This window comes from Streptomyces sp. NPDC002773, assembly GCF_040295605.1.
In the GTDB taxonomy this organism is placed as follows: domain Bacteria; phylum Actinomycetota; class Actinomycetes; order Streptomycetales; family Streptomycetaceae; genus Streptomyces.
Map to the genome: position 1 here is coordinate 510,422 of NZ_JBEOVO010000001.1, position 26,132 is coordinate 536,553.

Here is a 26,132-nt window from a genome sequence, read left to right on the forward strand (position 1 = left end):
ACCCCCTCCGTAAATAACAAAACAATAACGTTACCTACCGATCTACAGGTGGATGGGTGCACGATGGCCGCATCGGGGTCACCAGTACGTCAACGAGGAGGTACGGCCATGACGGACACGGCACGCGAAGAGGTCGTCGACGCGGCGCTCGCCAAGCTCGACCTGGACACCAAGGCCCGGCTGCTCGGCGGCCAGGACATGTGGTCCCTGCCCGCCCTGCCCGAGATCGGCCTGAAGCCCCTGGTCATGTCCGATGGACCCATCGGCGTCCGCGGCGTCCGCTGGACCGCCGACGACCCGTCCGTCGCCCTGCCGTCCCCGACCGCGCTCGCCGCCGCCTGGGACCCCGCGCTCGCCCGCCGCGCCGGCCGGCTCCTGGCCCAGGAGGCCCGCCGCAAGGGCGTCCACGTCCTGCTCGCCCCCACCGTCAACCTGCACCGCACCCCGCTCGGCGGACGGCACTTCGAGGCGTACAGCGAGGACCCCCTGCTCACCGGCGCCATCGGCACCGGCTACGTCCAGGGCGTCCAGGACGGCGGCGTCGGCACCACCGTCAAGCACTTCGTCGCCAACGACGCCGAGACCGACCGCTTCACCGTCGACAACAGGATCGACCCCCGCCCGCTCCGCGAGCTCTACCTCGCCCCCTTCGAGGCCATCGTCAAGAACGCCCACCCCTGGGGCATCATGACCGCCTACAACCGGGTCAACGGCGTGACGATGACCGAGAACCGCCACCTGGTGAACGGCGTCCTGCGCGGCGAATGGGGCTTCGACGGCTTCAACGTCTCCGACTGGATGGCCGCCCGCTCCACCACCGGCGACATCGACGGCGGCCTCGACGTCGCCATGCCCGGCCCCGTCACCGTCTACGGCGAGGCCCTCGCCGCCGCCGTCCGCGCCGGGGAGGTCGAGGAGTCCGCCGTCGACGCGGCCGTACGCAACGTCCTGCGGCTCGCCGCCCGCGTCGGCGCCCTCGAAGGCGCCCCGCCCGTCGTCACCGAGCCCCCCGCCGCGATCGACGGCGACGCCCTCGCCCGCGAGATCGCCCGCCGCGGCTTCGTCCTCGTACGGAACGAGAACGGCGCCCTCCCCATGAAGCCCGGGACCGTCGCCCTCTCCGGCGCCGCCGCCCGCGACGCCCGCGTCCTCGGCGGCGGCTCGGCCCAGGTCTTCCCCGAGCACGTCGTCTCCCCGCTCGACGGCCTCACCGCCGCCCTCCCGGAGGGCGCCCTGACCTACACCGTCGGCGCCGACCCCAGCGACGAACTCACCCCCGCCGACCAGGGATTCACCCTCCGCGCCCGCTGCCGCGACGCCGAAGGACGGCTCCTCGGCGAGGGCTCCCTGCCCAACGGGCAGGTCCAGTGGATCGGCGACGACCTGCCCGCCGGCGTCACCCACGACGCCCTCGCCTCCATCGAGGTCGTCGGCACCTTCACCCCGCGCGAGACGGGCACGCACTCCTTCGGCACCCGGGGCCTCGGCGCCTACACCCTCACCGTCGCCGGCGAGACCGTCTTCGACGGCGTCCAGGCGATGGGCCCCGAGACCGACCCCTTCGAGGCCTTCTTCGGCTCCCCGGTCGAGCGCGCCCAGGTCGCGCTCACCGCCGGCGAGACCGTCGAGGTGTCCCTGCTCCACACCCTGGACAAGGAGTTCGCGGCCCCGCTGCCCGCCGTCATGTTCTCCTTCGTCCACCTCGGTCCGCGCCGGGACCCCGACGAACTGATCCGCGAGGCCGTCGAAGCCGCCCGCACCGCCGACACCGCCGTCGTGGTCGTCGCCACCACCGAACGCGTCGAGTCCGAGGGCTTCGACCGCACGGACCTCGCCCTCCCCGGACGGCAGGACGAGCTCGTACGGGCCGTCGCCGCCGTCAACCCGAACACCGTGGTCGTCGTCAACGCCGGCTCCCCGGTCGAGCTGCCCTGGCGCGAGGACGTCGCCGCGATCCTGCTCAGCTGGTTCCCCGGCCAGGAGGGCGGCGCCGCCCTCGCCGACGTCCTCACCGGCGCCGAGGAGCCCGGCGGCCGCCTCCCCACCACCTGGCCCGTCGCCCTCGCCGACGTCCCCGTCACCGACGTCACCCCCGTCGAGGGCGAACTCGCCTACGGCGAAGGCCTCTTCATCGGATACCGCGCCTGGGACCGGCTCCAGGAAGCCCCCGCGTACGCCTTCGGCCACGGCCTCGGCTACACCACCTGGTCGTACGACTCCCTCGTCGCGAAGCCGGACGCGGTCACCGTGCGGCTCACCAACACCGGCGACCGGCCCGGCCGCGAGGTCGTCCAGATCTACCTGGCCCCGCGCACCCACGGCCCCGACCGCCCCGACCGCTGGCTGGCCGGCTTCGGATCCGTCGACGCCGGCCCCGGCGAGACCGTCGAGACGGAGATCGCGCTGCCCCGCCGCGCCTTCGAGATCTGGGACGAGGAGAAGAACGACTGGACCCTCGTGTCCGGGGCATACGAGGTAAGGGCCGCCCACTCCCTCAGCGACACCCGCCTGACCGCGACCCTGGAGGTCTGACCTCCGGGGGAGCCCCCAGAACGGCCCCGGGGCGGGACCTGACAACCGCCCCGGGGCCCCTCACTCCTCCGTGATCCGCCGGTACGCGAGCTCCGCGAGCCGCGCCTGCCCGTCCTTGCTCGGATGGAACCAGTCCCAGGGGCTCAACTGCCCGCCGTCGAAGCGGAACCCGAAGACCGCCCCGCCGTCGTACCGGCAGCGTGCGTCCTTCGCACAGACGTCCCTCAGGACCGCGTTGTACGCGACCACCCGCTCATGGACCGTCGACCGCCGCCGCTCGGCCGCCGGACCCAGGTCCGTCGCGTCCGCCAGCATCGAGCCGCAGATCCCCAGCTTCCACACCTCGAGCCCCTCCGGGATCAGCCGCCCCGTCGACCACAGGTGCTTGAGGTCGGGCACGCTCGCCACGTACACCTGCGCCTTCGGGGCGTCCTTCCGCAGCCGGGCGAGCGCCGCCTCGAAGAAGACGCGGAAGTCGGCGACCGGGGTCATCAGGTCCGGGGTGGGCCGGCAGGCGTCGTTCGCGCCCATCATCACCGTCACGAGCTCGGGCTTCTCGGCCGCCGCCGCGGCCATCTGCTCCGGCAGCTCCGCCATCCGCGCACCGGTCCGCGCCAGGTTCCAGCTGCGGGTGGCCACCTCCGCCGGGCCGAGGAGGCGCAGCGCCAGACTGTTCACCGCGGCGTCGGTGCCGGTCGCCCAGGACACCTCGGGACAGTCCGCGAGGACCTCGCAGGCGTCGAAGGCCCGGGTGACGGAGTCGCCGACGGCGGCGACCGAGGCGGGGGAGACGTCCCACGCGGGCTCCCGCTCCGGAGCGGGCTTCGGCGTCGGGCGCGCCGTGGCGGGTCCGGTCGTGGGCGTGGAGGTGGTGGTGGGCGTGGGGGTGGGCTCTTCCGAGGTACAGCCGGTCAGCACTCCCGCGCACAGCAGAGCGGCCGTCGCGGCGGCGACAGTGGTGGAGACAGTCGTACGGAATCGGCGTCGGCCGTGCATCCCCGGCCCCTCCTTCGGCGTCCTGGCGAGTGAAAGCTTCGTGTTCACCCCGCCCCGGACCGACCGTACGTCACACCGATGACGGTGCGGCACGGTAGCTTTTCCCCCGTCGAACCAGAGGCACCTTTGCCGACCGGCTCCGGTAAATTACATCACGTCACATGCTGTCCCCTTTTTGAGGGTTTGCGATGTTTTGATTCTGATGATGTTTACTGAGGCCGCTGGGAAAGGCGAACCTCGTCCCACACTGGAGGTCCCGGTGACGACACGTGGAGTCCTGTACGTTCACTCCGCCCCGCGCGCGCTGTGCCCGCACGTCGAATGGGCGGTCGCGGGTGTCCTCGGTGCGAGGGTCCAGCTCGACTGGATCCGCCAGCCGGCGTCCCCCGGCACCTGGAGAGCCGAGTTCTCCTGGCAGGGCCGCACCGGCACGGCCTCCGAGCTCGCCTCCGCGCTGCGCGGCTGGCAGATGCTCCGCTTCGAGGTCACCGCGGAGCCCTGCCCCACGGCCGAGGGCGAGCGCTACAGCGCCACCCCCGACCTGGGCATCTTCCACGCCGTCACCGGCATGCACGGCGACATCCTGATCCCCGAGGACCGGCTGCGGGCCGCCCTCGCGCGCTCCGCGCAGGGCGAGACCCAGCTGGAGGCCGAGATCGCCAAGCTCCTCGGCAAGCCCTGGGACGACGAACTGGAGCCCTTCCGGTACGCGGGCGAGGGCGCGCCCGTCCGCTGGCTCCACCAGGTCGTCTGACGGGGCTTCACCAGCGCGCTGTAGATTCTGTCCTGGGCGGGCAGGGGGCACGCCGGGCGGGAGCGAAGTGACACGTGACGGCATAGCGGGCGCCGCGTTCGGCGCGGCGGCGGCCTTCCTGGGGGCGGGCGTCACCGGCGGAGCCTGGCCGACGGGCTGGGCGGCACTGGCGTGCGCGCTGCTCCTCACGGCGGCGGGGGCGACGTTCCGCGCGACCGGCCGAAACCGTACGGCGACGGCTCTCGCCCCGGCCGCGGCCCCGAACGCGAACTCGGCCACGGCGACCGAGCGGCCGGCGGAACCGGCGGACGCGGTTCCGGGCACGGCCCCGACGTCGGCCCCCGCCTCAGCCCCGACGTCCCCGGCCTCGGCGGGCGGCCCGCGCCTGGCCAAGACCGCCGACGCGCCCGGCGGCCCGGCCCCGGCGGAGCGCGGCTCCGGCACCGGCACCGGGCCGGGCGCGGGCCGGTCCTCGCTCGTCGTCGCCGCGGTCGTCTGGGTCCTCGCTCTGCTCGCCGGCGGTATCTGGGCGTTCGCGGCCGGGGACGACGGTCCGGGCGACACGGCCAAGAGTCCCGCGACCGCGACGCCCACCGCTTCCCGGGCTCCCGACAAGGCCGACGTGGTCTGGTCCGTCCCCGCCGTCGGCCAGAAGCACGACAGGGGCGTCGGGGCCTGGCCGCTCGGCGCCACCCTCGCGCAGGGGCGCCTCGACGGGCTCTTCGCCTACGACTCCGCCGACGGCCACGTCCGCTGGAGCGTGCCCGCCCCGGCCCGTGAGGGCCTCTGCGCCATGTCCCCCGCCGTCGGACAGGGCGTGGGCCTGATCGCCCACGGCCGGCACGGCAAACCCTGCGCGACCCTCCTCGCCGTCCGCGCGGCCGACGGCAAGGTCCTGTGGAAGCGGAGCCTCGGTGGTCAGGGCCTGACCGAGGGCGCCCTCGCCGTGGGCGGCGGCACCGCCGTGACCGCGGAGGACCGCACCGTACGCGCCCGCTCCGGCGAGACCGGCGAGCAGCGCTGGGAGCGGCCCCTCGGCAAGGGCTGCGCGATCCGGGCCCTCGACGCCGACGCCGACCGCACCCTCCTCGTCGAACAGTGCGGCAAGCCCGCCCGGCTCCTCGCCCTGGACACCCGTACCGGAGCACAGCGGTGGGCCCGGGACCTGCCCGTCGAGTCGGAGGCGGTGGCGTCCGTGGTCTCCGTCTCCCCGCCCGTCATCGCCGTCGACGAGGCGGACGCCCGCGGCACCCAGGCCTTCCTAGGCTTCGACGGCAAGGGCGCGCAGACCGCCACCGTGCCGCTCACCGGGCCCGAGGGCATGCTCTCCGCCGCCGGGGGCGTCGGCGACGGCCAACCCACCAGGCCGCTCGTACGGGACGGGCTCCTCGTCACGCTTGCCGAGCGCGACCTCGTACCCGACAAGGTCGTCGCCTACTCCCTGAAGGACGGCCGCAAGGCATGGGAGTACCGCTCCGAGAACCTGACGTCGGACATCGCGCCGGAGCCGGACGGCCGCATCGCCGTCCTGGAGGGCCACGGGGCGGGCGAGATCGTCCTCCTCGACGGCGCCACGGGCAAGGTCACGACGAAGCTGGAGGGCGGAGCGGCCGAGGGGGCCGAGATCTCCATCCACCCCGAACTGCTCCCCGTCACCGGCGGCCGCGTCGTCGTCAACCACATCTACATGGGCACGGAACCGGCGGCCTACGCCCTGCGCTGACCCACTCGAGCCGACCCGAGCGAGCCGGCCCACGCGAAAGGCCCACCCCCGTGCAGGGGGTGGGCCTCCGTCAGGTCACGCGTGGCGACCGTCAGACCGTACGGAACGCCAGGACCACGTTGTGACCGCCGAAGCCGAACGAGTTGTTGATCGCGGCGATCGTGCCCTGCGGGAGTTCGCGGGGCTCGTCGCGGACGATGTCCGCGTCGACCGCCTCGTCCAGCTCGTCGATGTTGATCGTCGGCGGGGCCAGACGGTGGTGCAGCGCCAGGACCGTCGCGACGGTCTCGATGCCGCCCGCACCGCCGAGGAGGTGGCCGGTCATCGACTTCGTCGCGGAGATCGCGACGTGGTCGAGGTCGTCGCCGAGGACCTTCCGCAGCGCCTTGATCTCGGCGACGTCACCCTGCGGCGTCGACGTGGCGTGCGCGTTGAGGTGGACGACCTCCGACGGCTTGAGGTCCGTCGCGTCGAGCAGGTTCTGCATCGCGGCGGCGATGCCCCGGCCGGTCGGCTCGGGCTGCGCGATGTGGTGGCTGTCGGCCGACAGGCCCTGGCCGAGGACCTCGCAGTAGACACGCGCGCCGCGCGCCTTCGCGTGTTCCTCGGACTCCAGGATCACGACGCCCGCGCCCTCGCCGAGCACGAAGCCGTCACGGCCGGTGTCGTAGGGACGCGAGGCCTTCGTCGGCTCGTCGTTGTTCTTGGACATCGCCATCATGTTGGCGAAGGCGGCGATCGGCAGCGGGTGGATCGCGGCCTCGGTACCGCCGGCGACGACCACGTCGGCACGGCCGGTACGGATCATCTCGACGGCGTAACCGATCGCCTCGGCACCCGACGCGCACGCCGAGACCGGGGTGTGGACGCCCGCCCGGGCGTTCACCTCGAGGCCGACGTTGGCGGAGGGGCTGTTCGGCATGAGCATGGGCACGGTGTGCGGGGACACGCGGCGGACGCCCTTGTCCTTCAGCACGTCGTACTGGTCGAGCAGCGTGGTGACACCGCCGATGCCGGAGGCGATGACGGAGCCGAGCCGCTCGGGAACGATCGTTTCGTCTTCGCCGGCCGGGGCGGTGTAGCCCGCGTCGGCCCAGGCCTCGCGGGCCGCGATCACGGCGAACTGCGCCGAGCGGTCCAGCTTGCGGGCGAGCGGGCGGGGAAGGACGTCACCGGGGTCGACGGCGGCCGTCGCGGCGATCTGGACGGGCAGTTCGGCGAAGCGCTCGCCCTCCAGGGGCCTGACGCCGGAGCGCCCCGCGAGAAGACCTTCCCAGGTCGACGCGGAGTCGCCACCCAGCGGTGTGGTTGCGCCGATACCGGTGACGACCACGGTGCGATTGGTCGAGCTCACAGGAATTCGTTCTCCATGTGTGTGATGGTCGGAATTACGGCGCCACCGCCGGGTGGCGGACCGAGTCAGCAGGGGCCGGGTCAGCCCTTCGAGATGCCGCCGTCCTGGTGCTTCAGGATGTAGTCGGCAGCGTCGCCGACCGTCTTGAGGTTCTTGACGTCCTCGTCCGGGATCTTGACGTCGAAGCGCTCTTCGGCGGCGACGACGACCTCGACCATGGACAGCGAGTCGACGTCCAGGTCGTCGGTGAAGGACTTGTCCAGCTGGACGTCCTCGACCGGGATGCCGGCGATCTCGTTGACGATCTCGGCGAGGCCCTTGACGATCTCGTCCTGGGTGTGAGCCATAGTGGCGCTCCTTCTTGCGGTTACTTCGGTAAGGGGGGCTTCCGGGATGTTCCGGGGCTTCCGGAGATTCCGGTGTGCCTAGGGGAGGGTAACGACCGTCGCGGCGTAGACGAGACCCGCCCCGAAGCCGATGACGAGCGCGGTGTCGCCGCTCTTCGCCTGCCCGGTCGCCAGGAGCCGCTCCATCGCGAGCGGGATCGAGGCGGCCGAGGTGTTGCCGGTGGTCTCCACGTCACGGGCGACCGTGACGTGCTCCGGCAGCTTCAGCGTCTTCACCATCGAGTCGATGATCCGCATGTTGGCCTGGTGCGGGATGAAGACGTCAAGGTCGTCCGCCGAGATGCCGGCGGCGTCCAGGGCCTGCTGGGCGACCTTAGCCATCTCGAAGACGGCCCAGCGGAAGACCGCCTGGCCCTCCTGCGTGATGGCGGGGAACTTGATGTCGCCCTTCTCGTTGAGCGGCAGCTTCGAGACGTCGCCGATGTGGAACTCGTTCCACGGCACGGTCTGCTTGATCGTCTCGGACTTGTCGCCCTCGGAACCCCAGACGGTGGGGCCGATGTGCGGCTCGTCGGAGGGGCCGACGACCACGGCGCCGGCGCCGTCACCGAACAGGAAGGCCGTGGCGCGGTCCTCCAGGTCCGTCAGATCGCTGAGCCGCTCGACGCCGATGACGAGGACGTACTCCGCGGAACCCTCGACGATCATGCCCTTGGCGAGGGTCAGGCCGTAGCCGAAGCCCGCGCAGCCGGCGGAGATGTCGAACGCGGCCGGCTTCCCGGCGCCGATCTTGTCGGCGATCTCGGTGGCGACGGCCGGGGTCTGCTTGAAGTGCGAGACCGTGGAGACGATCACGGCGCCGATCTGCCCGGGGTCGATCCCCGCGTCGGCGATGGCCTTGCCCGAGGCCTCCACCGACATCGCGGCGACGGTCTCCTCGGGAGAGGCCCAGTGGCGGGTGGCGATACCGGAGCGCGAGCGGATCCACTCGTCGGACGAGTCGATCGTCTCGAGGATCACCTCGTTCGGCACGACCCGGACGGGGCGGTAGCCGCCCACACCGAGGATCCGTGCGTACGGGGCGCCCTTGCTGGGCTTGATCTTCGACATGCTTCTCGACACTCCTTGTCAGACGGCCGCGTGCTCAGCGATGAGCGTACGGGCCGCGTCGAGGTCGTCCGGAGTCTTGAGGGCGACCGTGGCGACGCCCTTCAGGGCCCGCTTGGCGATGCCGGTGAGGGTGCCGCCGGGGCACACCTCGATCATCGCGGTCGCGCCCAGCTCCTGGAACGTCTCCATGCACAGGTCCCAGCGGACCGGGTTGGCGACCTGGCCGACGAGGCGGGCCACGACCTCGGCGCCGTCGGTGACGACCTGCCCGTCCTTGTTGGAGACGTAGCGGGTGGTCGGGGCGGCCGGGGTCAGCGCCCGCGCCGCCTCCTCCAGCTTCGCCACGGCCGGGGCCATGTGGTGGGTGTGGAAGGCGCCGGCGACCTTCAGCGCGACGACCCGGCGGACACCCTCGGGCTTGTCGGCCTCCAGGGCGGCCAGCTGCTCCAGGGTGCCGGCGGCCACGATCTGGCCGGCGCCGTTCACGTTGGCCGGGGTCAGGCCGAGCTTCTCCAGGTGCGGGACGGTCACCTCGGGCTCGCCGCCGAGCAGCGCCGACATACCGGTCGGGGTGATCGCCGCGGCCTCGGCCATGGCGAGCCCACGGGTCCGTACGAGACGCAGCGCGGCGGTGTCGTCGAGCACACCGGCGAACGCGGCGGCGGTGAACTCGCCGACGCTGTGTCCGGCGACGACGCCGGGCGACCACGCCGCGGCAGCGGCTGATGTCCCCGTGCCGAGCGCGGCGGCGGACAGCAGGCCGGCGGCGACGAGGAGCGGCTGTGCCACGGCGGTGTCACGGATCTCGTCCGCGTCCGCCTTCGTGCCGTAGTGGGCGAGGTCGAGCCCGATGGCGTCGGACCAGGCCGCGATGCGGTCGGCGGCACCGGGGAGTTCGAGCCAGGGGGTCAGGAAGCCGGGCGTCTGGGCGCCTTGGCCGGGAGCGACGAGTACGAGCACCCTCACACTCTCTCTTGGGGACGGCTCCGAGCACCCGTGGGGACAGGGACGAAGAACCGTCGGGGTAATTGTTGGTGTTCGACAAAAGTCTAGGACTGCGGATCTCCGTCGGCCAAGCGTCCCAGGATGAGCGCGATCCGCAGTGTGAACGCGGAGCGGACATCGGAGGGTGACCAGCCGGTGACGTCGGTCACACGTCGAAGCCGGTAGCGCACGGTGTTCGGGTGGACGAAGAGCATCCGGGCCGCGCCTTCCAGGCTACTGGCCTGTTCCAGATAGACACTGAGAGTTTCCAGGAGCGCCGAGCCCGCTTCCTCCAGCGGTCTGTAGATCTCCTCCACCAGCTGCTCGCGCGCCGAAGGGTCGGAGGCGATGGCGCGCTCCGGCAGCAGATCGTCCGCGAGGACCGGCCGGGGGGCGTCCTGCCACGCCGTGCACGCCTTGAGGCCGGCGGCCGCCGCCTGCGCGGAGCGGGTCGCGGCCAGCAGGTCGGGGACGACGGGGCCCGCGACGACCGGGCCCGCCGCGTACGGGCCGATCAGGGCCTTCGCCACGGCCAGCGGGTTGTCGTTGCCGCCCGCGATGACGACCAGGCGGTTGCCGAGCACGCCGGTGAGGACCTGGAGCTTGGCGTGCCGGGCGGCCCGCCGGATCGCCTCCACCGTCAGCTCGCTGTCACCGTCGGGGGCGGTGCCGAGGATCACGCACACGTGGTCCGGGGAGTTCCAGCCGAGCGCCGCCGCGCGGGAGACGGCGCCCTCGTCGGCCTCGCCGGAGAGGACCGCGTTCACCACGAGCGATTCGAGGCGCGCGTCCCAGGCGCCCCGGGCCTCGGCGGCCTGCGCGTACACCTGGGCGGTCGCGAACGCGATCTCCCGGGCGTAGACGAGCAGCGCCTCACGGAGCACCGACTCGTCGCCGGGGGCGGCGACCTCCTCGATCGCCGACTCCATGACCTCGATCGTGGTGCGGACCATCTCCACGGTCTGGCGCAGGGTGATCGCCCGGGTCAGCTCGCGGGGCGCCGTGCCGAAGACGTCCGTCGAGATCGCCTGCGGGGTCTCGGGGTGCCGGAACCACTCGGTGAACGCGGCGATGCCGGCCTGGGCGACCAGACCGATCCACGACCGGTTCTCGGGCGGCATCGCCCGGTACCACGGAAGCGTCTCGTCCATGCGGGCGATGGCACCGGCGGCGAGCCGCCCCGAGGACTGTTCGAGGCGCTTCAGGGTCGCTGCGTGCGAGTGAGGGACGTTCGTGGGTTCTGGCACGGGGACAAGACTGCCTTATCGGGACGGCGGCGTGCGGGGTCGGGGCGGGTCCGCCTCCGGGGGCGGCACTACCGTGGGGCCCGTGACACGTATCCAGCGCGCTGCCGAGCGGTACCCCGGGGGCGACCCCGCGGCCGGGATCGAGACCCGGCACGCCCTGTCCTTCGGGCCGCACTACGACCCCGACAACCTGCGCTTCGGCGCCCTCCTCGCCTGCAACGAGGAACGGCTCGCGCCCGGCGCCGGTTTCGACGAGCATCCGCACAGCCACACCGAGATCGTGACCTGGGTCGTCGAGGGCGAACTCACCCACCACGACACGGCCGGCCACACCACGGTCGTCCGCCCCGGCGACCTCCAGCGGCTCAGCTCGGCCGGCGGCGTCCGCCACGTCGAACGCAACGACGCCGACGTGCCGCTGGTCTTCGTACAGATGTGGCTGGCACCGCTGTCACCGGGCGGGGAGCCGTCGTACGAGGTGGTGCGGGGGGTCGGGGACACGTACCACCTCCCGGCGGCGGGGGCGGTGCTGCACGTCCACCGCCTGGAGGCGGGAGAGGGGACCCCCGTACCGCCGGCCGACTTCGCGTACGTCCACGTCGTACGCGGCACGGTACGCCTGGCCGACGAGAACCTGGGCCCGGGCGACGCGGCCCGACTGACAGCCACGGACGGCGAGAACCTGACGGCGCAGACGACGGCGGAACTCCTCGTATGGGAGATGCGCGCGTGATAGACACGGCGCCCCGGCGGGCGCCCCCGCCCCCGCCCCCGCCCTCAGCGCACCGCACTCTTACGCTGCCAGTCCGCCCAGCCGACATTCCACGCCCCATAACCGTTCCCCTCCGCCACAACCCCCTTCGTATCGCGCCCGGTGATCTCGAACGGATCCCCGACATTCACCGACGCGTAGAACGCCGCCGCATCCCCGTCACTCATCCCGATGCACCCGGAACTCTTGTTGGCCTTCCCGAAATACGCCGCGTTCCAGGGCGCCGCATGCGCGTACATCCCCGACCACGTCAGCCGCATCGAATAGTCGACGTCCTTGTCGTACGCGTCGCCGAGGCCCACCGTCTCCGAGTTCATGTTGATGGTGCCCTCCTTCGCCATCAGGACGGCCGTGCCCCGCCAGGACCGCTTGTCGCCGCCAGGGGTGCCGCCGGAGACCGGGATCGTACGGACGGTGCGGCCGTCCCGGTTCACGGTCAGCGTGTGCCGGTCCAGGTCGACCTTGACGATCTGCGCGGCGCCGATCGTGAAGCCGGTGCGGTAGTCCCGTACGAACCAGCCGCCGCCGCCCGAGTCCGTACCGTTCAGGTCCGCTTCCAGGGTGACCTTCGTGCCGGGCTTCCAGTACTCCCGGGGCCGCCAGTCGGCCCTGTCGCGGCCCGAGTGGTCCTTGACCCAGCCCCAGGAACCCTCGGTGGCGTTCGACGTGGTCACCTTCAACTGCCGCTCCACGTCGGCCTTCCGCGTCACCGGCAGGTCGAAGACGATCGACAGCGGATGCCCGATGCCCACCGTGGTGTTCTTGCCGGGCGCCAGGGTCAGCTTGTTGACCCGCTCCGGTTCCGGGGTGGTGAAGGACGACCGGGTCGTCGACTGCCTGCCGTCGGCGGTACGGGAGATCACCTCCACCGTGTACGAGGAACCGGGCGCCGCCCTGCGGTCCGAGACCCAGCGGCTGCCGCCCGCGCCGGTACGGCCGGTGAGGGACCCGCCGTCCGCGTCGACCACCTTCACCCCGGCGATCGTGCCGCCCGTCGCGGTCACCGTCACCGGCCGGCCGGCCGCCGGGTCCACGACCGTGACCTTCGCCGGCGGAGCCTGCGAGGCCCCCGCCGCCGACCCCGCGGGCCCCTCGTCCCGCGCGGGCCCGCTCGCCGCCTGCGCCGAGCAGGCCGTGAGGGAGACGCTCAGCGCTACGGCCGCGAGAACGGGACGGGGGATGCGTATGTGCGTGCGCGGCACCGAAGACCTCCGCAGGGATGAGGAGTACGAGTGGGATGTTCCGGACTGTAGGTCGGCGGCGGCCCCCGATGGCCGCCCGGAGCCCATGTGACGAGCCCTGCGACGGAACGGTCATGGTCCGGTCACATTCGACGCGCGCACCCGTCGAATTCGGCTGTGAGCCTGCTGTGCGCCCCACCACCGAGGGGCGGAACAAGGAGGCTCCCGTTGTGTCAGCGCTGCTCGTGACGGCCGCACCCACCGACCACCGCTCCCTGCGGCTCGGCCCCGTGACGCCCGAGGCCTACCGCGCCTTCCTCGCCACCCGCACCGGAGCCGACGGGCCCAGCTTCCTCCAAGTCCCCTCCTGGGCGCAGGTGAAGGACGGTTGGTGCCACCAACTCGTCGGCTGGGGACCCGAGTCCGGTGAGCTGACCGGTGTCGCCCTCGTACTGCTCCGGCCCTTCCCGGGCACCCGCAAGTACTTCGCCTACCTGCCCGAAGGGCCCGTCGCCGACTGGGCCGACCCCGACGTCGACGGCTGGCTCGACCCGCTGCTCGGGCATCTGCGCGCCTCGGGCGCCTTCGCCGTACGCATCGGTCCGGGGCCCGCCCACCGGCGGTGGAACGCCGCCACCGTCAAGGCGGGCACCGGCCCCCGCCGCCGTCTCGCCGACGTCCTCGCCGACGAGGTCGACCCGCTCGGCACCGTCGTCGCCGAACGCCTGCGGGCCCGCGGTTGGCGCCGCTGCGGCGGCGAGTCAGAGGACGGCGCCGACGCCCAGCCCCGGCACGTCTTCCAGGTGCCGCTGACCGGGCGCACCCCCGACGACCTGTGGAGCGGCCTCAACCAGGAATGGCGGCGCAACGTCCGCAAGGCCCGGAAGTCCGGCGTCGAGATCACCGTCGGATCGGCCGCCGACCTGCCCGAGTTCTACCGGCTGCTCCGCATCACCGAGGAGCGCGACGGCTTCCGGCTCGGCCGCTCCCTCGCGTACTACGAGCGCCAGTACGCCGTCCTCAACGCCGAACAGCCCGGCCGCATGAGGCTCTACCTCGCCCGCCACGAGGGCGAGATCCTCGCCGCCCACACCATGGTCACCGTCGGCGGCCGCGTCTGGTACCAGACCGGCGCGTCCGCCGACCACCGCCGCGAAGTCCGCCCCTCCAACGCCCTCCAGTGGCGCATGCTGCTCGACGCGCAGGCCCTCGGCGCCGCCGTCTACGACCTGCGCGGGGTACCCTCCACCCTCGATCCTGACGACCGCGCGCACGGGCTCCTCCGCTGGAAGCTCGGCACGGGCGGGCAGGTCGTCGAGACGCTGGGGGAGTGGGAGACACCGATGCGAGGCACGACCAACCACGCGCTGTACCGCGCCTTCCAGGCGTACCTGGCCCGCCGATGACGGCCCCGGCAGCCACGCTCACCACCGGACGACCCGAGCCGAAGGCCGCGCCGTCCGCGCTCCGCAGCGGTGCGCTGATGGCCGCCGGGTCGCTCGTCTCCCGCGCCACCGGCTTCGTCCGGGCCGCCGTCGTCGCGGCGGCGCTCGGCGCGGGTTACGTCGCCGACGGCTACGCGGTCGGCAACTCCGTCCCCACCATCGTCTACACACTGCTCCTCGGCGGCGCCCTCAACGCCGTGTTCGTCCCCGAACTGGTCAAGGCCGCCAAGGAACACGCCGACGGCGGCGTCGCCTACACCGACCGGCTGCTGACCCTCTGCGCGCTCGCCCTCACCGTGATCACGGCCGGCGCGGTCCTCGCCTCGCCCCAGATCGTCGACATGTACACCGACTACACGGGCGAGCGACGGGAGATGACGGTCGCCTTCGCGCGCGCGTGCCTGCCGCAGATCTTCTTCCTCGGGCTCTTCACCCTCCTCGGACAGGTCCTCAACGCCCGCGGCCGGTTCGGCGCGATGATGTGGACCCCCGTCCTCAACAACGTGGTCGTCGTCGCCGTCTTCGGCCTCTTCCTCGCGGTGAGCGACGGCGGCACCCTCACCCCCGCCGAGACCGCGCTCCTCGGCTGGGGCACCACCGCCGGCATCGCGCTCCAGGCCCTCGCCCTCGTGCCCTCGCTGCGCGCGGCCGGCTTCCGCTGGCGGCCCCGCTTCGACTGGCGCGGCAGCGGCCTCGCCGAGCCGCTGCGCTCGGCGGGCTGGCTGGTGCTGCTCGTCCTCACCAACCAGGGGGCGTACTGGGTGACGACCCTGCTCGCGACCTCGGCGGGCTCCGCCCCCGGCGTCGACGGCGGCTCGGGCCTCGCCGCGTACAACAACGCCTACCTCCTGTGGACGGTCCCGCACGGCATCATCACCGTCTCCCTCGTCACCGCGCTGCTGCCCCGGATGAGCGGCGCGGCCGCCGACGGCGACCTCGCGGGGATCCGGCGGGACGTCTCCTACGCGCTGCGGACCAGCGCGGCGGCGGTCGTCCCCGCGGCCTGCGCGCTGCTCGCGCTCGCCGTACCGCTGATGACGGTGGTCTTCCGGTACGGGGCGACCAGCGCCGGCGACATCCGGGCGATGTCCTGGATCCTGATGGCCTTCGCGCCCGGCCTGGTCGCCCTCTCCGGTCAGTACGTGTGCACCCGGGCCTTCTACGCGCTGCGGGACACCCGCACGCCGTTCCTGCTGAACCTGGTGATCGCCGCCCTGAACGCGTCCCTCTCGGTCGCCGCGTACCACTACCTGCCCACGCGGTGGGCGGTCGCGGGCATGGCGGCGGGGTACTCGCTGGCGCTGTGGGTCGGCTGGGGGCTCACGGCGTACGTGCTGCGGCGCCGTCTGGGCGGAACGTCGGCCGGGGGCTCCGTCCCCGCCCTCGCGCGGCTCCTCGTCGCGGCCGTGCCCGCCGCGGGGTACGGGCTCCTCGTCACCGACCTCACAGGACCGGCGGGCGCGGTCCCGGCGGGCCTTGCGGGGGCACTGACGGTCCTGGTCACCTTCGCGACCCTGGCCCACCCCCTCCACCTGACGGAACTCCAGTCCCTCCTCACCACCACCAAATCCCGCCTGACCCGCCACCGCTGACGAACGCCGCCCGCAGTGTGGGCACCCGCCCCGCTGGGCCCCACCCGCCCGGGCTCGCGCCCGCCCACCCCCGTGTGGGCACCCGCCCCGCTGGCCCCACCCGCCCGGGCTCGCGCCCGCCCGCCCGGCCCCCCCGTGTGGGCAATCGTCTCGCAGGGCGGGACGGGTGGGCACACGGGACGGCGCCCCCTTGCCGGGCCTAGGCTTCCGGGCCTGGACGTGCACCACGGGTGCGGCGCCGTCGTGGGTTGTGCCCACCCGTTCCGCCCCAGCGGAACAGTTGCCCACAACCCCGCCCCCCCCGCCCCCCACCCCGACCTTGGGATACTCCACACATGCCCCGCGTGCTCCTGATAGAAGACGACCCCTCCGTCCGCGAAGGCGTCGAACTCGGCCTCCGCCGCCGCGGCCACGAGGTGCGCACCGCACCCACCGGGGAAGCCGGACTCGACGCACTCGGCGAGTTCCGGCCCGATCTGCTGCTGCTCGACCTGATGCTGCCCGGAATGAACGGCGTCCAGGTCTGCCGCCGTGTCCGCGAGAGCAGCCAGCTGCCGATCATCATGCTGACCGCCCGCGGCGACGACTTCGACGTCGTCATCGGCCTGGAGGCCGGCGCCGACGACTACATCGTCAAGCCCGCCCGTACCGAGGTCATCGAGGCCCGCATACGGGCCGTGCTCCGGCGCATCGAGGAGCCCACCGGCCCCCGGTCGGCCGTCGAGTTCCACGGGGAGCTGGCCATCGACCGCGCCGGTCTCACCGTCGCGAAGGCGGGCGAGCGCATCGCCCTCGCCCCCTCCGAGCTGAAGCTGCTGCTGCACCTGACGGCCGCGCCCGAGCAGGTCTTCAGCCGCCAGCAACTCCTCGAACACGTCTGGGAGCACAGCTACCACGGCGACGCCCGACTGGTCGACGCCTGTGTCCGGCGCCTGCGGAACAAGATCGAGGACACCCCGGGCGAGCCCCGCTACATCCAGACCCTGCGCGGCTTCGGCTACCGCTTCGGACCGCTGCTGTGAAGGCCTGCGTGAGCGCGGACCCGGACACCGCGCCCGGGCCCGGGGCCGACACGGAGGCGGAACCCCCCAGCCCCACCGCCCCCCGCCCCGCGCCCCGCCGCAAGCCCCGCGCCCCCCGCCTCCGCCCCCACCCCTTCGGCCTCCGCACCCGTCTCGTCCTCGCGTTCCTGCTCGTCGCCGCCGTCGGCTGCGGCACCACCGCCGCCCTCACCTACCGGGCCGCCCGCAACGCCATCCTGGAGCAGACCCAGGACACCGCCGTCTCGGCCTTCCGCGAGCAGGTCGACAACCTCAACATCACCCTGCCCGTCGAAGCGGACCACCTGCGGTCCTCGCTCCTCCAGATCGCCCGCCAGGGCAAGCCCCGCGCCTGGCGGGTCTACGCCGAGTACGGCACCTTCCGCATCTCCTCCACCGACCGCCCCACCTCCTCCGTCATCACCCCGGAGCTGCGGGACCGCGCCACCGACCAGACCACCCCGCACGGCAGCTTCCAGCGGGTCGTCAAGGGCGGCACCCCGTACCTCACCATCGCCGTGCCCGCCGTCTTCCACGCCCGTTCGGCCGCGGGTCCGCCCCAGCGCACCGGTCTCGTCGTCTACGCGGTGATGGAACTCGCCGAGGAGGAGGCGAACATCGAGGCCATGGTCACCGCCGCCCGCGACGGCGCCCTTCCCGCCCTCGCCATCGCCCTGATCCCCGCGCTCATCGCCGCCCGGGGCGTGCTCCGCCCCGTGCGGGAGCTGCGCCACGCGGCCCACAGCATGGGCCGCGGCCGCCTCGACACCCGTATCCACGCCAAGGGCAGCGACGAACTCGCCGACCTCGCCCGGACGTTCAACGAGTCCGCCGCCGAGCTGGAACGTTCCGTCGCGGAACTCCGCAACGCCGAGGCCCGCGCCCGCCGCTTCGCCTCCGACGTCTCGCACGAACTCCGCACCCCGCTCGCCGGGATGCTCGCCGTCACCGAGGTCCTCGACGAGGACGCGGGGACCCTCGACAGCGACACCGCCCGCGCGGTCCGGCTGATCAGCGCGGAGACGGGGAAGCTCGCCGTGCTCGTCGAGGACCTCATGGAGATCTCCCGGTTCGACGCGCGGGCCGCCGAACTCCACACGGACGAGGTCGACGCCGCCGACTGCGTCCGCAAGACCCTCCAGCACCGGTACTGGACCGATCCGCACCAGGTCGTCCCCTATCTCACCGAGGGGATCAGGGCCCGGCTCGACCCGCGCCGCTTCGACGTCGTCGTCGCCAACCTCGTCGGCAACGCGCTGCGGCACGGCGGCGCGCCGGTGACGGTCCGGCTGTACGCGGAGGGGGACGAGCTGGTGACGGAGGTCGCCGACCGGGGCCCCGGCATCCACCCGGACGTCCTGCCGCACGTCTTCGACCGCTTCTACAAGGCGGACAAGGCCCGCACCCGCTCGGCCGGCAGCGGCCTGGGCCTCGCGATCACCCTGGAGAACGTACGGCTGCACGGAGGCACCGTCACCGCCGCCAACCATCCCGAGGGCGGGGCGGTCTTCACCGTACGGATGCCCCTGTGAGGCGCCGCAAGGCCTGCGCGGCCCTGGCCACCGGCCTGCTGGCACTCGCCGGCCTGCCGGCGCTGGCCGGCTGCGGCATACAGAAGAGCGACGTCGTCGAGGCGGGCGGGGCCGCGACGGTCGTCATCGCCCCGATCCCCGAGGACCGGATGGTGCTCTTCTTCCTCGGCCCCGACGGCCTGCCGATGCCGGTGGTCCGCGAGGCCGGGCCCGCCGGGCCCGAACCCACCCCCACCGCACCGGGCGTCCAGGGCGACACCCGGGTCCCCTACGACGAGTTCGGTCCGGGGTACGAGGCGTCCGCCGGTGACCTGGGGGTACGGGGGCTCCTGACCGACAAGATCCTCGCCGCCCTCGTCTCGGGGCCCAGGCCCACCGAGGCCGACGTCGGCATCACCACCGCCCTGCCGGAGAGCGACCGGATGCCGCACGTCGAGACGCTCGGGGCCACGGCGGAGGGGAGCCTGCTGATCCGGCTGCGGGCCCCCTTCCCCGTCACGGGGCTTTCGGAGGCGGCCGTCCGCCAGCTGGTGTGCACGGCCGCCTACGCGGTGCACCCGGCCGGCCTGGCCGAGGTGTCCGTCAGCGGCGAGGACGGCCTGCTGCCGGCCGCCCGCTGCGACGGCTGAGCACGCTGACCCCGGTACTACGTACGGAGCTCCGCGAGCACCGCGTCCGTGAACGCCGGCCAGGCCTCGATCGCCCAGGGCCCGAAGGGCCGGTCGGTGAGCGCCACACAGGCCGCCCGCGCGTCCGGGTCGATCCACAGGAACGTGCCGGACTGCCCGAAGTGCCCGAAGGTGCGCGGCGAGGAGGTGGCGCCCGTCCAGTGCGGGGACTTGCCGTCGCGGATCTCGAAGCCGAGACCCCAGTCGTTCGGCCGCTGGTGCCCGTAACCGGGCAGGATCCCGGTCAGGCCGGGGTACGTAACGCTCATCGCGTCCAGGACCGTCCGCGGGTCGAGCAGTCGCGGCGCCTGCACCTCGGCGGCGAACCGCACCAGGTCGTCCACGGTCGACACGCCGTCCTTGGCGGGCGAGCCCTCCAGGGACGTGGACGTCATGCCGAGCGGCTCCAGGACGGCCTGCCGCAGGTACTCGGCGAACGGGATGTCGGTCGCCTTGGCGACATGGTCGCCGAGCGCCTCGAAGCCGGTGTTCGAGTAGATCCGGCGGGTGCCGGGCGCGGCCATGACCCGGCTCTCGTCGAAGGCGAGCCCCGAGGTGTGGGCGAGGAGATGGCGGACCGTCGCGCCCTCGGGCCCGGCCGGCTCGTCGAGGTCGATCGCCCCCTCCTCGTACGCGACGAGGACGGCGTACGCCGCGAGCGGCTTGGTGACCGAGGCGAGCGGGAACCGCTGCCCGGTGGGGCCGTGGGACCCGGCCAGGGTGCCGTCCGCACGGACGACGGCGGCCGCCGCGGTGGGGACGGGCCAGTTCTCGATCGACGCCAGGCTCGGCACGCTGCTCTGCATGCGGCCGAGCCTACTTGCTTGGAGTGCACTCCAACGTTTTAGCGTGGGGTCATGAGCGTGATCGCGAGCACGGCGACGAGTACGAACGGCACCAGGGCGTACTACACCATCAGCGAGGTCGCCGCCCTGACCGGCCTCTCGGCGCACACCCTGCGCTGGTACGAGCGGATCGGCCTGATGCCGCACGTCGACCGCTCGCACACGGGCCAGCGCCGCTTCACCGAAGGGGACCTGGGCTGGCTGGGCTTCGTCGGCAAACTGCGGCTGACCGGGATGCCGGTCGCCGACATGGTCCGGTACGCCGAGCTGGTCCGCGAGGGCGACCACACCCGCGACGCACGCCGGGAACTCCTGGAGAACACCAGGCGTGACGTGCTCTCCCGGATCACCGAACTCCAGGACACGCTCGCCGTGCTCGACATCAAGATCAGTCATTACGGGACCGCATGCGGAGGCACATCTTCATGACCAGCGCGACCACCATCGACACCGTACGTCTCGGCGGCCAGGACGGACCCGAGGTCGGCGTCCAGGGCTTCGGCGCCATGGGCATCAGCGAGTTCTACGGCGACACCGACGAGGCCGCCGCCCGTGACACCCTCGACGCGGCCCTCGAGGCCGGCGTCACCCTGATCGACACCGCCGACATCTACGGCAACGGCACCAACGAGGAGTTCCTCGCCCCCTTCCTCGCCGCCCACCGCGACGAGGTCGTCCTCGCGACCAAGTTCGCCATCGAGCGGCGCGCCGACGACCCGGCGTACCGGGGCATCCGCAACGACCCCGCGTACATCAAGAAGGCCGCGGAGGACAGCCTGCGCCGCCTCGGCGTCGAGACCATCGACCTCTACTACATGCACCGCCGCGACCCGGAGGTCCCGTTCGCCGAGTCCGTCGGCGCGATGGCCGAACTCGTCAAGGAGGGCAAGGTCCGCCACCTCGGCCTCAGCGAGGTCACAGGACCCGAACTGCGCGAGGCGCACGCCGTGCACCCGATCGCCGCCCTCCAGTCGGAGTGGTCGCTCTTCTCCCGTGACGTGGAGCGCAGCGCCGTCGGCGCCGCCGCCGAACTCGGTGTCACCTTCGTCCCGTACTCGCCGCTCGGCCGGGGCTTTCTGACCGGGACGTTCGCGGACGCCGCCAAGGACCTGTCGGGTGGCGACTTCCGCCAGTACCAGCCCCGGTTCACCGGCGAGAACGCCGAGCGCAACGCCGCCCTGCTCGACCCGGTCCGCAGGATCGCCGCCGCGCACGGGGCGACGCCGGCGCAGATCGCCCTCGCCTGGGTGCAGCAGCGGGCCTCCGTCCACGGCCTGACGGTCGTCCCGATCCCGGGCACCCGCAAGCGCGCCCGCCTGGAGCAGAACGCGGCCGCCACCCGTATCACCCTCTCCCCGTCGGAACTCGCCGAACTGGAGCCGATCGCGGGCCTGGTGGCGGGCGACCGCTACCCGGACATGCGGTTCACGTCCGTGGGGCGCGAGGTCTGACGGGCCCCGCGAGTCACGCAAGCCCCAGCGCGAACACCGCGAACCCCGCCGCCAGCACCCCCGCCAGGGTGCGGCGGGCCGGGCCGGTGCTCGTCCAGGGGGACTCGAAGCCCCGGGCGTACCGGCCGATGAGGACGAGCAGCCCGGCGAAGACCGGCATCCACGCCAGCCGGGCGAGGATCCAGCCGACCGAGTCCGGTGCGCCGACGAGGCCGGGGACCTCCCCGAGGTACGAGGCGGGGATCGCGGCGGTGAGCATCGCCGTCTGGTGCCAGCACAGGATCGTCATCGCGGACAGGTTGACGACCACGACCGGGGCCCACAGCGCGGGCCGCTTGAGGAGCCCGCCGAGCCGGTCGCGGAGCAGGATCGCCGCACCGCTCTGCGCGGCGGCGAGGGCGAGGACGAGCAGCGACGGCGGGTGCGAGTTGGTGCGGGCCTCGCCGGGGACGCCGACCATCGACGCCGGGTAGCCGAAGACGAGCAGGAGGGCGGCGAACAGCGCGGCCCCGCCGACGAGCAGCCCCCACGCGTGCCGCCGGGTGACCCGGCCCTCGCCCCAGGAGACGCCGAGCTGATAGGCGAAGAGCCAGCCGGGCAGGATGTTGAGGAGGCTCAGCCAGGACGGCACGGCGTCGGCGTACGGCCCGTACCGCAGGAGGTCGACGACGGCGACCGAGCCGAGCAGCGGGGCCGCGGCCCACACCCCGAGGCGGCGGGCCGCCCGTACGCACAGCGGGGTGAGCGCGGTGACGGCCGTGTACACCCCGACGAACCAGAGCGGCTGGATCACCAGCGTGGACGCCGTCCGCAGGGTGTCCACGGGCACCCCGACGCCGAAGTGCAGCAGCGGCAGGAGCGCCGCCCACACGGCGGTGACCCCGAGGACGGGACGGCCGAGGCGGGCGAGGCGGCCCTTCAGCCACTCACCCGTGGAACCCTTCCGCCGCCGGTACGACAGGACGGAGGCGTAGCCGCCGACGAGGAAGAAGATGCCCAGCATCTGGAGGACCCAGCTGACGGGAGCAAGCCCGGCGAAGGCGCCCAGCGGGCTCGCGTTGTGGATCGCGCCGTCGGCGGAGAGCGTGAACCCGCCGAGCAGCCAGTGGCCGGTGGGCACGGCGAGCAGGGCGAGGGCGCGGAGCCCGTCGATCGCCCGGTCGCGGTGGAGAGGGGTGGAGGACTCGATCCTCTCGACGAGCTTGTTCATCGGACGTCCCCCTCGGCGATCGCGGCGAACGTCCGGAGCGAGGCGGTGCCGGGTGCGAAGTAGCCCCCGTGGCCGGCGGCGTCCTCGGCCGGGATCCGGCGGGCGCCGAAGGCCGGGTCGGCCGGGTCGGCGCCGTGGCCGAGACCCGCGAACTCGACGTTCGGGACCCGGTCGATCCAGTCGGTGGGATCCTTCGCGGCCCAGACGCGGGCGGAGGTGCCGAGCGCGCCGACGTTCTCGGCGCGCATCCCGGGGGAGCCGAACACGACCAGGTCCTTGGCCTTCAGGTCGCGGGCGGCGAGGCCGCAGACCACGGAGCCGTAGCTGTGGCAGAACAGGGACGGCTCGGCCGTCCCGACGGCCGCGAGCCCGTCGACGAAGCGGGTGAGCCGGTCCGCCCCGGCCTCGGCGAGCCGACCGGTGGCCGCGTCGATGCCGACGCCGACGGGGGTGGTGTACCCGGCCCAGGCGACGACCGCGGTACGGCCGCCGGTCGCCCGCCGCAGGGCGGTCGCCATGTCCGCGAGCGGCCGTACGTGCTCCGCGTCGATGTCGGAGCCGGGCACGATCACCGCCACGTGCTCGGCCCGCGCCAGGTCCCCGTACACGAGGGCGACCTGACCCCGGCCGCGCGGATCGTGCGCCAGGACCCGCGCCCCGCCGAACTGCCCTCGGGTGGAGCGGGCGTTGGCCGCGTACCGCAGCTCCAGCGGCACCCCGTCGAGGTTCCCGACGACGGCGGGGTGGGTGCGGGCCAGTTCTTCCTTTTGTACGGGGTCGAGTCCCGCGAAGAACCGCGCGATCCCGTCCGGCCCCACCCGCTCGGCGTCCGGCAGCCCCGCACCCAACCACCCCGCAGTCCCGACCGGCCCACCGGTGACGGCCACCTGGGCGTTCCCGGACGCCCAGCCGGCCGTCCCGGCGATCACGGTGGCCACCAGGGCCACGGTGGTCAGGGTCCTCGCAAAGCGGCGCATGGGCTCGCCCTCCCTCTCCGGTTCTCGCTCGTTCGTCGGCGAGAGGAAGGTAGGAAGACGACGGGTGACGGCACGTCACACTGGGGAGCCAACCCTCGGTTGATACCGGGGTAGGGGGTGGAGGAGCAGGCAACACCAGGGCGGGGGTGGGGATTTCCCCCGGGGGGAGGCCGGGGGGTACGGCGGGTCGGGCCGGGACCGAGGACCGAGGACCGAGGACCGAGGACCGGTGTCAGGGGGCGCCCGGCGTCACAAGCCCCGACTCGTACGCGAAGACCACCGCCTGCGCCCGGTCGCGCAGGTCCAGCTTGGCGAGGACCCGGCCGATGTGGGTCTTCACCGTCTGTTCGGCGAGGACGAGGTGGTCCGCGATCTCCTGGTTCGACAGGCCCCGGGCGATCAGCTCCAGGACCTCCGTCTCGCGCGGGGTGAGACCGTTCAACCGCAGCGCCGTGGTGTCCCGGCGCGGCGCGGGCCGGGACGCGGCGAAGTCGGCGATGAGCCGTCGCGTCACGGACGGGGCGAGCAGGGCCTCGCCCGCCGCCACGACCCGTACCGCCGCGATCAGATCGGCCGGCGGCGCGTCCTTCAGGAGAAAACCGGAAGCACCCGCGCGTAGCGCCTCGTACACGTAGTCGTCCACGTCGAAGGTGGTCAGCATCAGCACCTTCGGCAGGTGCGTGACACCCATCGGCGGGTGCAGGATCTCCCGGGCGGCGGCGAGCCCGTCCAGCTCCGGCATCCGTACGTCCATCAGCACGACGTCCGGGTGCGTCGACCGTGCCACGTCCACGCCCTGCCGCCCGTCGGGGGCCTCGCCCACCACGTCGATGTCGGGCTGGGCGGCGAGCAGTGCGGCGAATCCGGCCCGCACCATGGCCTGGTCGTCGACGATGATCACGCGGATGGTCACTCGGGGTCCTTGGCTGTGGCGGTGGAGGGCGTCGTCGCCGCGAGGAGCGGGTCCGGGGTCAGGGGCATCCGCGCGGCGACCCGGAAGCCGCCGTCCGGCAGCGGCCCGGTGTCGAGCGAGCCGCCCGTCAACCGTACGCGCTCCCGCATGCCGACGAGCCCGTGCCCGGTACCGGACGCGCCCCGCTCGACCGAGGAACCCGGCTCGGTGGAGGGCCCGTTGACCACGAGGACCGTCAGCCAGCCCCCCTCCGCCCGCACCGACACCCGGGTGGACGCCCCCGGCGCGTGCCGGACGATGTTGGCCAGGGCCTCCTGCACGATCCGGTACGCGGACAGGTCCACCGCCTGCGGTACGTCCCCGAGGTCGGCGGCGAGCCGCAGCTCGGCCGGCACCCCGGCCCGTACCGTCGCCTCCACCAGCTGCTGGACCCGGTCGAGGCCCGGCTGCGGGGCCCGCTCGCCCTCACTGCCGTCGCTGCGCAGCACGGACAGGAGCCGGCGCATTTCCGCCAGCGACTCGCGCGCGCTCGCCGCGATCGAGGTGAACTCCTCGCGGGCCGCGTCCGGGAGCTCCGGGATGCGGTACGGGGCCGAGTCGGCCTGCACGGTGATCATGGACATGTGGTGGGCCACCACGTCGTGCAGCTCGCGCGCGATCCTGGCCCGCTCCTCCAGGAGGGTGCGGCGGGCCCGCTCGGCCTCGCTGATGGTCTCCTGCTCCACCAGGCGCCGCTGGGCGTCGCCACGCGCGCGTATGGCCGAGGTGAGGAGCAGCAGGACGCCGCTGAGGACGAGCAGCAGGGTGTGGACGCTGGTGTACCCGGCGGGCTGGAAGGCCTCCAGGGCGTATCCGGCCGCGCCCGTCGCGAGCCAGACCCCGAACAGGGCCCGGCGGGACTCGCGGAGGCCGAGCGCGATCATCAGCGCGCAGTAGCCGACGACGGCCGGCGGGGTCCAGGGCCAGAGGTCGGCGCGGGGGCCGTCCGCGGCGAGCAGGACGAGCGCGCCGAGCACGAAGCCGGCGAAGACGATCCACCAGGCCTGGAGGGGGCGGGCGACGGCGAGCAGCAGCGGCGCGGTCTGGGCGGTGCCGAGGGCCCCGGCGAGCGCGCCGTTGACGCCGTAGTCCCCGGCGAGGAGGTGGACCGTGGTGGGGAGCAGGGAGGCGACGAGGGCGACGGCGACGGCGTACGGCAGCAGCCGCACCCAGCGGGAGGAGGCGTCGGAGAGGAGCGGCGCCCCGGGCGCGGCGGGGGTGGTGAGCGCGGCTCCGAGCCCCTGGAAGAATTCGCGCGTCCGGGTGCTGAGCTGCCTGAGCTGCCTGAGGTGGGGGGAGGGAGGCGGGTCGTGCCGCGGTTCGGTAGTCATGGCCCGCCCAGGGTAGGCAGGGCCCCCGGCCCCCGACGTCATACCGGGGACCGGGCTCCGGCCTGATACCGGGGTATGACGTCGGCGCC

At 73.3% G+C, this 26,132-nt stretch carries 23 protein-coding genes; 11 read left to right on the forward strand and 12 right to left on the reverse strand.

Going from position 1 to position 26,132, the window contains the following annotated elements; all coding sequences use genetic code 11:
- Nucleotides 1–108: 108 nt before the first annotated feature.
- Entirely contained in the window at nt 109–2,532 is a 2,424-nt protein-coding gene (locus ABT034_RS02185) for a glycoside hydrolase family 3 protein (RefSeq protein WP_351210262.1), read from the forward strand.
- A 60-nt stretch (nt 2,533–2,592) separates the two neighbouring features.
- Here the strand turns inward: ABT034_RS02185 and ABT034_RS02190 are convergent, their stop codons facing one another.
- Nucleotides 2,593–3,528 carry an SGNH/GDSL hydrolase family protein gene (locus tag ABT034_RS02190; protein WP_351210264.1) on the reverse strand — a complete coding sequence of 312 codons (936 nt, stop codon included), beginning with the start codon at nt 3,526–3,528 and terminating at the stop codon, nt 2,593–2,595.
- A gap of 259 nt (nt 3,529–3,787) precedes the next feature.
- Between ABT034_RS02190 and ABT034_RS02195 the strand changes: the two genes are divergently transcribed.
- Nucleotides 3,788–4,282, forward strand: coding sequence for a DUF3145 domain-containing protein (locus tag ABT034_RS02195; protein WP_015033415.1), 495 nt, complete (start codon nt 3,788–3,790; stop codon nt 4,280–4,282).
- Nucleotides 4,283–4,349: 67 nt separating this feature from the next.
- The gene (locus ABT034_RS02200; RefSeq protein ID WP_351210267.1) at nt 4,350–6,005 is read left to right on the forward strand and encodes an outer membrane protein assembly factor BamB family protein; all 1,656 of its coding nucleotides are present in this window, start codon (nt 4,350–4,352) and stop codon (nt 6,003–6,005) included.
- 91 nt (nt 6,006–6,096) lie between these two features.
- Here the strand turns inward: ABT034_RS02200 and fabF are convergent, their stop codons facing one another.
- The 5 genes from fabF to fasR all read right to left on the reverse strand — a co-directional run bounded on the left by fabF (nt 6,097) and on the right by fasR (nt 11,047).
- Nucleotides 6,097–7,359, reverse strand: coding sequence for a beta-ketoacyl-ACP synthase II (fabF, locus tag ABT034_RS02205; protein WP_351210269.1), 1,263 nt, complete (start codon nt 7,357–7,359; stop codon nt 6,097–6,099).
- Nucleotides 7,360–7,439: 80 nt separating this feature from the next.
- Nucleotides 7,440–7,706 (reverse strand): acyl carrier protein, encoded by a 267-nt coding sequence (locus tag ABT034_RS02210; RefSeq protein WP_351210271.1) that lies wholly within the window; start codon nt 7,704–7,706, stop codon nt 7,440–7,442.
- 78 nt (nt 7,707–7,784) lie between these two features.
- Nucleotides 7,785–8,816 carry a ketoacyl-ACP synthase III gene (locus tag ABT034_RS02215; RefSeq protein ID WP_351210273.1) on the reverse strand — a complete coding sequence of 344 codons (1,032 nt, stop codon included), beginning with the start codon at nt 8,814–8,816 and terminating at the stop codon, nt 7,785–7,787.
- 18 nt (nt 8,817–8,834) lie between these two features.
- The gene (locus tag ABT034_RS02220; RefSeq protein WP_351210275.1) at nt 8,835–9,776 is read right to left on the reverse strand and encodes an ACP S-malonyltransferase; all 942 of its coding nucleotides are present in this window, start codon (nt 9,774–9,776) and stop codon (nt 8,835–8,837) included.
- 89 nt (nt 9,777–9,865) lie between these two features.
- On the reverse strand, nt 9,866–11,047 hold the full coding sequence (fasR, locus tag ABT034_RS02225; RefSeq protein WP_351210277.1) for a fatty acid biosynthesis transcriptional regulator FasR: 1,182 nt from the start codon (nt 11,045–11,047) through the stop codon (nt 9,866–9,868).
- Between the two features lie 82 nt (nt 11,048–11,129).
- On the opposite strand from fasR, the gene ABT034_RS02230 reads away from it, so the two are divergent.
- Nucleotides 11,130–11,780: a pirin family protein gene (locus ABT034_RS02230; RefSeq protein ID WP_351210279.1), complete on the forward strand. Its 651-nt coding sequence runs from the start codon at nt 11,130–11,132 to the stop codon at nt 11,778–11,780.
- A gap of 44 nt (nt 11,781–11,824) precedes the next feature.
- Here the strand turns inward: ABT034_RS02230 and ABT034_RS02235 are convergent, their stop codons facing one another.
- Entirely contained in the window at nt 11,825–13,021 is a 1,197-nt protein-coding gene (locus ABT034_RS02235) for a L,D-transpeptidase family protein (RefSeq protein WP_351210281.1), read from the reverse strand.
- 209 nt (nt 13,022–13,230) lie between these two features.
- Between ABT034_RS02235 and ABT034_RS02240 the strand changes: the two genes are divergently transcribed.
- The 5 genes from ABT034_RS02240 to ABT034_RS02260 all read left to right on the forward strand — a co-directional run bounded on the left by ABT034_RS02240 (nt 13,231) and on the right by ABT034_RS02260 (nt 19,238).
- A complete protein-coding gene (locus ABT034_RS02240) occupies nt 13,231–14,406 on the forward strand; it encodes a lipid II:glycine glycyltransferase FemX (RefSeq protein WP_351210283.1) in 1,176 nt (391 codons plus the stop codon).
- On the forward strand, nt 14,403–16,037 hold the full coding sequence (gene murJ, locus ABT034_RS02245) for a murein biosynthesis integral membrane protein MurJ (protein WP_351210285.1): 1,635 nt from the start codon (nt 14,403–14,405) through the stop codon (nt 16,035–16,037). The genes ABT034_RS02240 and murJ overlap by 4 nt, the downstream gene beginning before the upstream one ends.
- Nucleotides 16,038–16,372: 335 nt before the next feature.
- Entirely contained in the window at nt 16,373–17,059 is a 687-nt protein-coding gene (locus ABT034_RS02250) for a response regulator (RefSeq protein WP_351210287.1), read from the forward strand.
- Between the two features lie 8 nt (nt 17,060–17,067).
- The gene (locus tag ABT034_RS02255) at nt 17,068–18,609 is read left to right on the forward strand and encodes a sensor histidine kinase (protein WP_502972775.1); all 1,542 of its coding nucleotides are present in this window, start codon (nt 17,068–17,070) and stop codon (nt 18,607–18,609) included.
- The gene (locus ABT034_RS02260) at nt 18,606–19,238 is read left to right on the forward strand and encodes a hypothetical protein (protein WP_351210289.1); all 633 of its coding nucleotides are present in this window, start codon (nt 18,606–18,608) and stop codon (nt 19,236–19,238) included. The genes ABT034_RS02255 and ABT034_RS02260 overlap by 4 nt, the downstream gene beginning before the upstream one ends.
- A 17-nt stretch (nt 19,239–19,255) precedes the next feature.
- Here ABT034_RS02260 and ABT034_RS02265 read toward each other — a convergent pair whose 3' ends face one another.
- Nucleotides 19,256–20,083 (reverse strand): serine hydrolase domain-containing protein, encoded by an 828-nt coding sequence (locus ABT034_RS02265; RefSeq protein WP_351210291.1) that lies wholly within the window; start codon nt 20,081–20,083, stop codon nt 19,256–19,258.
- A 51-nt stretch (nt 20,084–20,134) separates the two neighbouring features.
- Between ABT034_RS02265 and ABT034_RS02270 the strand changes: the two genes are divergently transcribed.
- Nucleotides 20,135–20,551 (forward strand): MerR family transcriptional regulator, encoded by a 417-nt coding sequence (locus tag ABT034_RS02270; RefSeq protein ID WP_351210293.1) that lies wholly within the window; start codon nt 20,135–20,137, stop codon nt 20,549–20,551.
- Entirely contained in the window at nt 20,548–21,573 is a 1,026-nt protein-coding gene (locus ABT034_RS02275) for an aldo/keto reductase (protein WP_351210295.1), read from the forward strand. Before ABT034_RS02270 ends, ABT034_RS02275 begins: the two co-directional genes overlap by 4 nt.
- A 13-nt stretch (nt 21,574–21,586) precedes the next feature.
- Here ABT034_RS02275 and ABT034_RS02280 read toward each other — a convergent pair whose 3' ends face one another.
- From ABT034_RS02280 to ABT034_RS02295, 4 genes are all read right to left on the reverse strand, one after another.
- Complete coding sequence (locus ABT034_RS02280) at nt 21,587–22,783, reverse strand: acyltransferase family protein (RefSeq protein WP_351210297.1); 1,197 nt, start codon at nt 22,781–22,783, stop codon at nt 21,587–21,589.
- Nucleotides 22,780–23,760, reverse strand: coding sequence for an alpha/beta hydrolase (locus ABT034_RS02285; RefSeq protein WP_351210299.1), 981 nt, complete (start codon nt 23,758–23,760; stop codon nt 22,780–22,782). Before ABT034_RS02285 ends, ABT034_RS02280 begins: the two co-directional genes overlap by 4 nt.
- 232 nt (nt 23,761–23,992) lie before the next feature.
- Entirely contained in the window at nt 23,993–24,673 is a 681-nt protein-coding gene (locus ABT034_RS02290; protein ID WP_351210301.1) for a response regulator, read from the reverse strand.
- Complete coding sequence (locus ABT034_RS02295; RefSeq protein WP_351210303.1) at nt 24,670–26,043, reverse strand: sensor histidine kinase; 1,374 nt, start codon at nt 26,041–26,043, stop codon at nt 24,670–24,672. The genes ABT034_RS02290 and ABT034_RS02295 overlap by 4 nt, the downstream gene beginning before the upstream one ends.
- Nucleotides 26,044–26,132 lie beyond the last annotated feature (89 nt).